Here is a 10,424-nt window from a genome sequence, read left to right as displayed (position 1 = left end):
ATTTCAAAACGGGTTTACCTTTGACTAGCCATTACACCATTACACTTAACGATGGTTCAGACACATCTTTGCTTTCGCTACGCATGGACTCTTGCTCGACAGTTACCGGGTTTGGCTCCTAGTAGTTCTGCCTTTTACCCCCGCTTTAGCTATCATGGTTGCTACCCAATAAACTAGGGGATATGCTTTCACCTCTGCACTTGAGGGGTGGGGCTTACCGCACAGCGATTCACCCACAAATGTAATCAGTTATCACCAGTTTCATCAACTGGGTTTACCGTCCCGCAAGCTTTTCAGCTTACTTTAGGTAAAACGAATCGCACTATTTCATAATGTTTGTGACCTTCCGCCAGTTCTAATTCTCGCAGCAAACCCATCCTAGCCATTAACTTTAGAGTTCGGTAAATGGTAGACAGACTAATCCTTTCGCCTCGATTTTGTAGCACATTGTAAAGATCCTCCGCACTCAGGTGATTGCCCTTTGGCAAATTTTGAAAGACGTGCAAAATAGTCTCCCGCTGAGGAGTCATCCGCCAGCCCTTGTCGTTGAGTTCGGATTTAAATGATGTCGCTGTGTAAAGTACCATAATCAGCTTTTCAAAAAGTCTTCCTATTGACAATCATACACAAGAATTCTATATTTTTTCAAGTATTAAAGATTATTGAGAATCAATAGCGATTAGATTATTAGCATTAATCAAAAAAAAATCAATAAACGGGGAAGAAGGGGCTAGGGCGTGTTCTCAAACTATCAATTTGATGTAGGGGCGAAGCATTCGGGCAATAAATTACCACTATAAACCAAGGTTTTGTGTCCGAATGCTTCGCCCCCCCAGAGTTTGAAAACACGCCCTAGCCTCTAGTTATACTAAGTTAGAGACTCTAAATAATCCCGAACTCGGTTGCGGCGCTTCGGCTGGCGCAACTTTTGCAAAGCTTTAGCTTCAATTTGGCGGACTCGTTCTCGCGACAAGTCAAGGGCGCGACCAATTTCTGCCAGAGAGTAGGGATGTCCATCTCCCAAGCCAAAACGCATCAGAATCACATCTCGTTCCCGACTGGTTAAATCGGCCAGAAGTTGCTGCAAGTCACGGTGTAAAGCCTCCCGCATCAGCATTTCTTCTGGGGAAACACTCTCGGTATCGTCGAGCAAATCTCCTAACTCAGTATCCTTCTCATTACCTACTTTAGTTTCGAGAGAAACAGAACGTGGCACTCTGAGCAAAACTTCTCGCACTTGGGGCGCAGTCATGCCCAATTCAGCAGCGATATCTTCAATACTTGCCGTCCGGCCTTTTTCTTGAGAGATTTTGCGTTGAGCTTTCTTGATTTTGTTAAGCTTTTCAGTGATATGAACAGGTAGGCGAATAGTGCGGCTTTGGGTTGCGATCGCCCGCGTAATTCCTTGACGAATCCACCAGTAGGCATAGGTGCTGAAGCGATATCCCCGTGTCGGGTCAAACTTCTCAACTGCCCTTTCCAGTCCCAGAGTACCTTCTTGGATTAAATCTAAAAGTTCCAAGCCCCGATTTTGATATTTTTTCGCAACTGATACCACCAGCCGCAAGTTAGCCTGGATCATATGATCCTTGGCTTGGATGCCTTCAGTAATCATTTGATCTAACGCTTCCAGCGTCAGACTCGCCAATTCAGCCCAGTGGCGCTTACCTTCAGCCATGATCCGCTTCAACTCGGATACCTCAGCGACACCTGCTAATGCGGCCCAGCGTTCTAGGGAGGGGCGGTGGCCCAACTGAGCTGCTAAGCGATCGCGTGCCTCAATTAACCCTACGTAGCGGCGAATTAACCCTTCATCCTCAAGTGCTGCGGTGTTTCGCAACTCCAGCAACCTGATGTAGCGTTGGACTTTTTGGGCTTCGGAGACTTCCTCATCTCGACCCAATAAACGAACCCGACCAATTTCTTGAAGGTACAAGCGCACCAAATCGGTAGTGCGGCGGCTGGCCGCGTTTTGGAATTTAGCTGTGTCTCCTTCCAAGACCTCTATCTCATCTTCTTGGAGGTCTTCCACAGCTTGTTCGGCATCGCCCTCCACTACGTCGGGTCGCAAAGAATGCCCTTGCAGTTGCTCGTCGTATTCGGCTTCAGCGTAAAAAGAGGTGGCTGGCATAGTGATTCTCTCAGTTGCTCCGGGTAACAAGATCCTGCGCTTAGCGGCGGTTTATTTGTATGATGCCCCCTGTATTAAGACGAAGCATCACCGCTATTAGTTTCGTTTCCCGCTTTGCCGACACCCGTGCTGCGATCTGTTAGGACTCAAGCCCCTGTAATGTTTGACGAACATTAGCGAAAGTAGCCAGACTCTAGCATCAAACAACCAGACTGCCCGTAAAGAGGGTTATGCTTCTCTATTTGCTAGCTAGTATAGAAAAAATATCAGCTACCAGAGGGTGACTTTCGTCAGAAGCTAAGATAATCTTCATCACCGTTAATGTTGGTTCCCGATCACTTCGCAAAATCAACCTAAATCTTTACAAAACTTGATTACTGTATCAAGTTAGATGCCTAAGTCTTAATTCAAATTTTTAATTTTTAATTTTTAATTTTTAATTCTCTGCCGGGGATAAAGCTGCATCAAGGCTCTAACTTGTTCAGCATGATAAGAACTGCGAGTTAGAGGAGAAGCGACAACTTGCAAAAATCCCAAGGACTCCCCAAACTCCCTCCAAGCCGCAAACTGTTCTGGCGGTACAAAGGTTTCGACATTTAAGTGCTTTTGGGTGGGTTGCAGATATTGCCCAATAGTTAAAATATCGCAATCAACCGATCGCAAGTCCTGCATCGTTTCCCGAACTTCCGCGTCAGTTTCTCCCAATCCCACCATGATGCCTGATTTAGTGTAAACCCAAGGTGTCAGTTCCCGGCTGCGCCTCAATAATTCCATTGTCCGCCGATATTCCCCTTGGGGGCGCACTCGACGATAAAGGCGTTTAACTGTTTCTGTATTGTGGTTAAGTACGTCTGGCTGTGCTGCGAGAATAGCCTCTAAAGCTTGCCAATTGCCGCATAAATCTGGGATTAATACTTCAATCGTAGTTTGATGCCTGAGCGATCGCACCGCTTGAATACACCGCCCAAACTGGGATGCACCGCCGTCGGTCAAGTCATCTCGGTTGACAGAGGTAATCACAACATGGTTGAGTTTAAGCCGTAATACCGCCTCTGCAAGTCGTTCTGGTTCAGTTGCATCAAGAGATTTAGGCTTTTTCTCGAAGTCAATGTCGCAATAGGGACAGGCGCGGGTACAGGCGGGGCCCATAATTAGAAAAGTAGCAGTACCAGCATTGAAGCACTCGCCAATGTTGGGGCATGATGCTTCTTCGCAAACGGTATTGAGGGCTAAATCCCGCAGAATTTCTTTAACATTGCCGACTCGCTCCCATTGGGGGGCTTTAACTCGCAACCATTCTGGCTTAACTGTCACGACTGCCTCGATACTGCTGAAGTGTTAGAAATTATTATAATACAACGGGTTGGGGTGATCAGGTGTGGCGAACTCTAAGATTTTTTGTGGGATGAGTTTGTTCGTAGCGATCGCGCGTGCTAGAATCTCGTAAACGACTAAATTCGGGATGTAGCGCAGCTTGGTAGCGCACCTCGTTCGGGACGAGGGGGTCGCAGGTTCAAATCCTGTCATCCCGATTTTTTATAATAAAATAGCCTCTGGCATTCTTTGCGATCGCTGTTTAAGCTATGAAGTCTACCGCCAAGCAATAAAAATCAATGAAACTTAAAGTCATAATTCACGAAGCAGAAGAAGGAGGATTTTGGGCAGAAGTTTCTGCTATTCCTGGTTGTGCTACTCAGGGAGAAACCTTTGAGGAATTACTTCAAAACCTTTATGAAGCTATAGAAGGATGTTTATCAGTCGATATTGAATCAGGCGATCGCACTCCATAGCTAACTGAATATTAAACAGCTTTAGCCACCAGCAGCGGAATCTCAATGATAAACTCTGCTCCCTCTCCTGGTGTAGAAATACACTTCAACTTTCCCCCATGTTTTTGAGTAACAATGCTGTGGGAAATTGATAACCCCAAACCCGTACCCTGGCCAACAGACTTCGTAGTAAAGAAAGGGTCAAACAAACGCGGTTGCAATGCCAAAGATATGCCTGGGCCATTATCAGCAATCCGAATTAATACTGTATTACTATTACTAACTTCCGTACTAATTCTAATTGTCGGGATACTAAAATTTGCCTGCGTAATTTTCCCTGAATAGCCTTCTTCCAAAGCATCAATAGCATTAATCATAATGTACATTAACACCTGATTTAGTTGCCCTGCATAACACTCCACCAGTGGGAGTTGACCGTATTCTTTAATCACCTGAATCTCAAAGCGAGAGCCGTATTTTTTTAAGCGACTATCCAAAATCATCAAAATATTATCAATACTTTCATGAAGGTCAATCGCTTTGATATCGGCTTCATCGAGACGGGCAAAGTTCCGCAAAGAATAGACGATGTTGCGAATTCGCTCCGCTCCTGCTTGCATAGAACCCAGTAGTTTAGGTAAATCTTCCTTGATAAAATTTAAGTCAATATCTTCTATTACTCTGTCAATCTCTGGGACTGTATTGGTATAGCATTGCTGATAAATTTCTACCAAATTCAGGACATCTACAAAATATTTAGAGGCGTGGGGTAAGTTACAGTAAATGAAACTGACAGGATTGTTGATTTCATGGGCAATACCAGCAACTAAAGTACCCAGCGAAGACATTCTTCCACTTTCAACCAGTTGAGTTTGAGTTTGTTTTAGTTCGTCCAAAGTTTGCTCTAACTGCTGTGCTTTTTGTGTCAACTGTTGAGAAGCAAGCTCCAATTCTTGATTAGCTTTTAGCAGACGCTCTTGAGCTTTTGTCCGTTCAATACGAACTCCCAAAATGCGGCAAGCAGCTAGGATTAAATCTTGTTGTGGGCTGTTTTTAATTGGCGAGAAATTGTGCGAATTTAAAGTAAGCACACCTATAACATTACCGTCTGTAGCCGAAATCGGAAAAATACCGATCCTGTTAATTTCGGGTTGGCTAAATGTGGAGACAGAATTTAGCTTTGGAGTATCATCTTTGACAAATATTGGCTGGCCAGTTTTTACGACTTGCCACAGCATTCCTTCACTATTAAGGATGTCATGGTTTATTTCTTCGTCTATTTCCGTAGGGTTGGGTTTGCCGTAGGCGGCCACCAATTCGGCAGACAGATCGCTACCCACAGGACAAGTGTAAGAATTTTCATCAATGCTATTAATTACTTTGACATCTCCATAAGTAGAGTTTGTGGTTTCAACAAGATGTTGGATAGCAAATTCAGCAATCTCATTTAAGTTAGTAGAAGTTTGCAAGCGTTCAGTCAAACCTAGTAAAAAAGAAAGACGTTCAACTTCAGATTCTAACTGATAGTGACTGGTTACATCTACTAGCAAACCATTCCAGAAAATATTTCCGTTTGCTTGGCGGGAAGGTTGAGCATCCCACTGAATCAATTTAGTCTGTCCTGAAGATAAGATAAACCGCCCCGCCCATTTCCATGATTGCAAATTACAGGCGGCGATCGCTATAGAATTGTGAAAGTCATCTATGTCTTCTGGATGAATCATAGCCAGAAGAGTTTCTGTGTCCAATTCCATCTCCCAAGCATCCAGCTCAAAAAATTCGCCAAAACTAGGAGTTAAGAATAAGAAACTTAACGAACCGTCTTGACGGAGTAAGAATTGATACATCAATCCCGCCATGCTTGACAACTGCCACTGAGATTTAGTACGGAAATGATACATAGATCCTGGTTTTTCGTAGCATTCACTGTGGGAGTGTTGCGTAGGCGTTCCCTGTCGTTGCCATCGCTCAGTATAGGAAGACGCTTGACCCAGGAAGGCTGATAGTGTCATAAATTTACAGGGCTACCTGACTAGGAAGATTTTGCTTGCTGGAACAAGAAGGTAAGCTAAAAAGAAATTGAAAACATTTTTATACGAATGTATAAAAATAAGACTATGTAAGCCGTTAAGACTGCTGAGCATAGAATAGTATAAATATAGTAACTATTTTTAAGTTTTACCTAATATTTAATGATTGTTAACTCTATCTATAGGTTGAACACCTAAAAGTTGAGTTCGTTTAACAATTGACAATGTAAAGCAGTCTGACTTCAGGCTTTAACTGTTAAAAAAATATAAATTATCGATCGCTTAAGTCAGTTTAATGGTATTAGGCGTTCCAACTCTCATCAACCAATGCTATACTTCTATAGAGAGATGAGCTAAAATTTTAATATGTTGGAAATTATATCTAACGATAAATTTTAACACCAACCCTGAGTTCAGAGGAAATTCTCATGTATCAAAGTGGTAAAGTTTTCGGCTCCTGCACTCGCTGCGAAACCCTGCCTAGCAAAATTGAAGGCAGCGGCTGTTTATACTTGTGGTTTCCTGTAGGCCATACACTAAACAAGGTTATTTCTGTTTTGCAAAAAGCTGGACTTAAATCCCAATTTCTAGAAGATGAAAAATGTTTGTACATATTTCTAGAAAAAAATGAAGCGGAAACTTTGAGTTCTCTAGTATCAGCTAAACTTACGCCTAAAGAGTTGAAAGAGACGCAAGTTTTATGGATGGCGGGAGATACAAAACCACAATTTAGTGATTTTTACCGCATGGCTTCACTGCATAACTTCACTAGCCTCAAACAGTCGGAATGGTTGGTTGATTTGTTGGCAGAAGAGCGAATTACCAGTCATTTTCAGCCGATTGTTTACACCTCAGATACTTCTAAAATTTTTGCACAAGAGGCGTTACTCAGAGGTTTTGACAAGGAGGGAAATTTAATTTTTCCGGGTCGCATCTTCTCTCAAGCGGAGTCCGCAGGTATGGTTTTTCAACTAGACGCTTTGGCTAGGACTTGTGCGATTCGGCAAGCAAGCCATCATGGAATTAAAGAGTTGATTTTTATCAATTTCTCTCCTACTTCTGTCTACGATCCAACTACGTGCTTGCGAATGACTGTGCGTGCCATTGATGAAGCCGGGATTCCTCACGATAACATTGTTTTTGAAGTAGCAGAATCGGAACAGCCACCGGATCTTGCTCACTTGATTAAGATTCTAAAATTTTATCAAGAAGCAGGGTTTTTAATTGCACTTGACGATTTTGGGGCTGGATATTCTAACTTGAATTTAATTCATCAGTTACGCCCGGATTTTGTGAAGTTGGATATGGACTTAATTCGCAACGTACATCAAGATTCTTACAAAGCTCTAATTACTGAAAAACTATTGGAAATTGCGAATCATTTGAATATTAGAACTGTGGCGGAAGGGGTGGAATCTTTAGAGGAATTTCACTGGGTGCGGGAACGGGGAGCAACTTTTGTGCAAGGTTATTTAATTGCTAAGCCAACTACCCCGCCTGTGGTGACTACACCGTATTTTGAATAATTTATACAAATATGCAAAAGTATACGTAACGTCGCCATCCTAGTGGTAAAGAAACCGCCTGGAAGGCGGCGTTACGTAGAGGGTGCTTAAGTTCTGAATAAGCAAGAAATCCAGAAAACTCGCCCCGATTCTATGCCACTATAAGATGTCCCATTTAAACGCCGATGTACCTCCGTAGATAGCTTTCTAGAGATTCCATTTTCATATCGAAAATTAACTCCAAACTTTCGATTTCTACGGGGGTACAGAAAAATTCGTTAGCTAACAATACTCGCAAAGTGCTTAAACCTTTTTGAGCTTGAGGGTTTAATAAACCCACTGCTCCGCGTAAGCCGTCGAACACAAATAGAGGCGGGTTAATTACCACAGGTTCGCGATTGAAAATGCGCCCAAAGATGCGAGCAATTTCCTCTCGCGTCAGGATATCGGGGCCGCCAACTGGTAAAATTTGATTGCGAGCTCCGGCAATATTTACGGAGTCTATGGCAATTTTTGCTAAGTCGTCGGTACTGACAATTGATGTGCGATTTTTGGGGTCGCCTATCAATAAATAAACTCCCGTTTGTCGAAATTGTTCGGCTAGGGGGATTAAATTTGAAGCAAAACCCGCAGGTCGTAAAATTGTATAATTCAATCCGCTGGTTTGCAGATATTTTTCTACTTCACGCTTGGCTTTAAATACCGTAGAGTCTTCATATCCTCGGTCTACTCCAAGTACGGAAATAAAGACAAAGTGTTCAACGCCAGCATCTTTGGCGCGGTCAATTAATTCAATGTTGGCGCGGTAATGTATTGCTTGAGCATCGCTACCTGCACCATGCGTGCTAATGACGTATTTAACGTTTTGGCACGCTTTTTGAATGTCTTTGTCTTGCTTGAGGTCGCCGATGAAAATTTCAGCGCCTCGGTTTTCTAGTTCTGAGTAGCGAGATGTGAGGCGAACAAATGCTCGCGTTGCTATTTCTCTTTCTCTGAGTAGCCGCACAATTCGGCGGCTTAGTCCGCCTGTTGCTCCAGTAATTAGAAACATGATAATTAGTTGTGAGTTGTCAGCGGTTACAAATCTTTATAACTCATATTTCAAATTTCGACAACGACGGGGGCGTGGTCGCTGGGTTTGGGTAATTGTCTAGGAGTTTTGTCTATTATGCAGCTTTTGGCGCGATCGCATAGACTCAAGCTGAGATAATGGTGGTCAATGCGCCATCCCCTATTTTGACGGAAACCACCCGTGCGATAGTCCCACCAGCTAAAATGACCGCCTTCATCGGTAAATTTGCGAAAAGCGTCGCTGAAGCCTAATGCGACGATTTCCTGTAAGGCTTGGCGTTCTGCTGGTGAAGCCATGATTTGATCTTTAAAGGCTTTAGGGTTGTGAATATCTCGATCGTCGGGAGCAATATTAAAATCGCCGCAGACACATAAATTAGGAGATTTATGAATAATATTTTTGAGATATTCTTGCAGAAGTTTAAGCCAATTTAGTTTGTAGTTATATTTATCACTACCAACTTCTGAACCGTTGGGAACATAGAGGTTGATGACTTGAATATCGGCAATTATACCTGCGATCAATCGTTTTTGGTCGTCAAAGTCTCCAACAATATCAGCGCCGAGTATGGGTGCAAATCCGGTGCTAATATTTGTCATTGGTAAGCGGCTAAAAATGGCTACTCCGTTGTAAGATTTTTGGCCAGAGATATAACAATTATAGCCGATATCAAGAAATGGCTGTAGTGGAAAATCTTTATCTACAACTTTGGTCTCTTGTAGGCAGAGAACATCTACAGAATTTGCTTGTAGCCACTCTAAAACCTGTTCTAGACGGCTGCGAATTGAATTAACGTTCCAAGTGGTAATTTTCATTTTGTAATTGGTAATTGGTAATTGGTAATTGTTGTAATACTTCCTTCTTACCTCCCCTTCCTTCTTCTATGCAAGTGTCGCCTCGATAACACTTGCTGGCCCTTTTGTTTCTATCATATTAGTCACTTTAAACCCTGCGGAAGAAAGTAAATGATAAAATTCATCCTGGGTACGCATAAAATTACCACCGATCGCAAACAAAGTTAAGCTACCCATACCAATAAATGGCGACATTTTACCTTCAGGCAACATAAAATCAACAATCATCAACCGATCTTTAGCTGTCATAACTTGATAGCATTTTTTAAGAATTGTAATAGCACGATCGTCGTCCCAATTGAGAAGGACACGAGAGAGTAAATAAAGATCGCCACTAGGAGGAACCGCATCAAAAAAGCTACCTCCAACTATTTGACACCTATCTGCAACTCCCGCAACTTTCAAAACGGGGTTTGCATCAACAACAACATCTTCGCGATCGAATAAAATAGCTTGCATCTTGGGATTTGCATTCAGAATAACAGCCGTTAGAGTACCAATACCTCCACCCACATCCACAAGGGTTTTAACCTCTGAAAAATCATAAGCTTCGAGTACCGGCAACAGCCACTCCCTTGTTGTCTCCTTCATCCACTCATTAAAGTTTACCGCAGCCTCAGAATTCTGTTTTAAATAGTCATAAAAACTCATTTTAAAAGTATATTCAAAAGCAGTTTCTCCGGTTTTCATACTGTATAGTAAATTACCCCATCCCTGATAGAGTTCATCACCCATTGCCAAAACCGTACCTCGTAAAGAATCAGAAGTACCAGTTAGTAAATGTTTTCCCAGAGAATTCAAGCAAAACTTGTCATTATCTTCTAGACAAAATACACCAACACTTACTAGCATACGCATCAGGTGATAAATACCCTGAGAATTTACACCAGAAGCTTTTGCAAGTTCATCAGCAGTCTTAGAACCGTCACTCAGAATATCAGCAATTTCCAGTTTGGCGGCCACAAAAAGAGCCTGAGATATTTTAAAACCATACATCATTTCTAGTAGTAATGATGATGAATTTTCGCTATTTAGTTGGGTATTATCTGAATATAAAGCCATG

Annotated in this window: 8 protein-coding genes, 1 tRNA gene and 1 pseudogene; 3 read left to right on the top strand and 7 right to left on the bottom strand. The window is 42.5% G+C overall.

The window, feature by feature from the left end:
* Positions 1-323: 323 nt before the first annotated feature.
* From PY364_RS03190 to lipA, 3 genes and pseudogenes are all read right to left on the bottom strand, one after another.
* A pseudogene (locus tag PY364_RS03190) lies at positions 324-587 on the bottom strand (transcriptional repressor); the annotation flags it as partial.
* A gap of 281 nt (positions 588-868) precedes the next feature.
* Positions 869-2,131: an RNA polymerase sigma factor SigC gene (sigC, locus tag PY364_RS03185; protein WP_275520507.1), complete on the bottom strand. Its 1,263-nt coding sequence runs from the start codon at positions 2,129-2,131 to the stop codon at positions 869-871.
* Positions 2,132-2,560: 429 nt separating this feature from the next.
* Positions 2,561-3,445 carry a lipoyl synthase gene (lipA, locus tag PY364_RS03180; protein WP_275520505.1) on the bottom strand — a complete coding sequence of 295 codons (885 nt, stop codon included), beginning with the start codon at positions 3,443-3,445 and terminating at the stop codon, positions 2,561-2,563.
* A 144-nt stretch (positions 3,446-3,589) separates the two neighbouring features.
* Between lipA and PY364_RS03175 the strand changes: the two genes are divergently transcribed.
* Positions 3,590-3,663 (top strand) — tRNA-Pro (locus PY364_RS03175).
* Between the two features lie 81 nt (positions 3,664-3,744).
* On the top strand, positions 3,745-3,921 hold the full coding sequence (locus PY364_RS03170) for a type II toxin-antitoxin system HicB family antitoxin (RefSeq protein ID WP_275520503.1): 177 nt from the start codon (positions 3,745-3,747) through the stop codon (positions 3,919-3,921).
* A gap of 11 nt (positions 3,922-3,932) precedes the next feature.
* On the opposite strand, the gene PY364_RS03165 is transcribed toward PY364_RS03170, so the two are convergent.
* A complete protein-coding gene (locus tag PY364_RS03165; RefSeq protein ID WP_275520501.1) occupies positions 3,933-5,912 on the bottom strand; it encodes an ATP-binding protein in 1,980 nt (659 codons plus the stop codon).
* Positions 5,913-6,358: 446 nt separating this feature from the next.
* Here PY364_RS03165 and PY364_RS03160 point away from each other — a divergent pair, with 446 nt between their 5' ends.
* On the top strand, positions 6,359-7,456 hold the full coding sequence (locus PY364_RS03160) for an EAL domain-containing protein (RefSeq protein ID WP_275520499.1): 1,098 nt from the start codon (positions 6,359-6,361) through the stop codon (positions 7,454-7,456).
* Positions 7,457-7,610: 154 nt separating this feature from the next.
* On the opposite strand, the gene PY364_RS03155 is transcribed toward PY364_RS03160, so the two are convergent.
* The 3 genes from PY364_RS03155 to PY364_RS03145 all read right to left on the bottom strand — a co-directional run bounded on the left by PY364_RS03155 (position 7,611) and on the right by PY364_RS03145 (position 10,423).
* Complete coding sequence (locus PY364_RS03155) at positions 7,611-8,486, bottom strand: SDR family oxidoreductase (RefSeq protein ID WP_275520497.1); 876 nt, start codon at positions 8,484-8,486, stop codon at positions 7,611-7,613.
* Positions 8,487-8,536: 50 nt separating this feature from the next.
* Positions 8,537-9,322 carry an exodeoxyribonuclease III gene (gene xth, locus PY364_RS03150; protein WP_275520495.1) on the bottom strand — a complete coding sequence of 262 codons (786 nt, stop codon included), beginning with the start codon at positions 9,320-9,322 and terminating at the stop codon, positions 8,537-8,539.
* 66 nt (positions 9,323-9,388) lie between these two features.
* Entirely contained in the window at positions 9,389-10,423 is a 1,035-nt protein-coding gene (locus PY364_RS03145; protein ID WP_275520493.1) for a methyltransferase, read from the bottom strand.
* Position 10,424: the final 1 nt, after the last annotated feature.

Origin of the sequence: Kamptonema sp. UHCC 0994, from assembly GCF_029167235.1 — a bacterium.
Taxonomy (GTDB): Bacteria; Cyanobacteriota; Cyanobacteriia; order Cyanobacteriales; family Microcoleaceae; genus Kamptonema.
The sequence above is the reverse complement of the archived record's forward strand: the minus strand, read 5'-3'. Positions and strand labels throughout refer to the sequence as shown.

Excerpts from the sequence above, each read along its gene's own strand:
- sigC (WP_275520507.1), bottom strand. The coding sequence starts at position 2,131 with ATGCCAGCCACCTCTTTTTACGCTGAAGCCGAATACGACGAGCAACTG.
- PY364_RS03170 (WP_275520503.1), top strand. The coding sequence starts at position 3,745 with ATGAAACTTAAAGTCATAATTCACGAAGCAGAAGAAGGAGGATTTTGG.
- PY364_RS03165 (WP_275520501.1), bottom strand. The coding sequence starts at position 5,912 with ATGACACTATCAGCCTTCCTGGGTCAAGCGTCTTCCTATACTGAGCGA.
- PY364_RS03160 (WP_275520499.1), top strand. The coding sequence starts at position 6,359 with ATGTATCAAAGTGGTAAAGTTTTCGGCTCCTGCACTCGCTGCGAAACC.
- PY364_RS03155 (WP_275520497.1), bottom strand. The coding sequence starts at position 8,486 with ATGTTTCTAATTACTGGAGCAACAGGCGGACTAAGCCGCCGAATTGTG.
- xth (WP_275520495.1), bottom strand. The coding sequence starts at position 9,322 with ATGAAAATTACCACTTGGAACGTTAATTCAATTCGCAGCCGTCTAGAA.
- PY364_RS03145 (WP_275520493.1), bottom strand. The coding sequence starts at position 10,423 with ATGGCTTTATATTCAGATAATACCCAACTAAATAGCGAAAATTCATCA.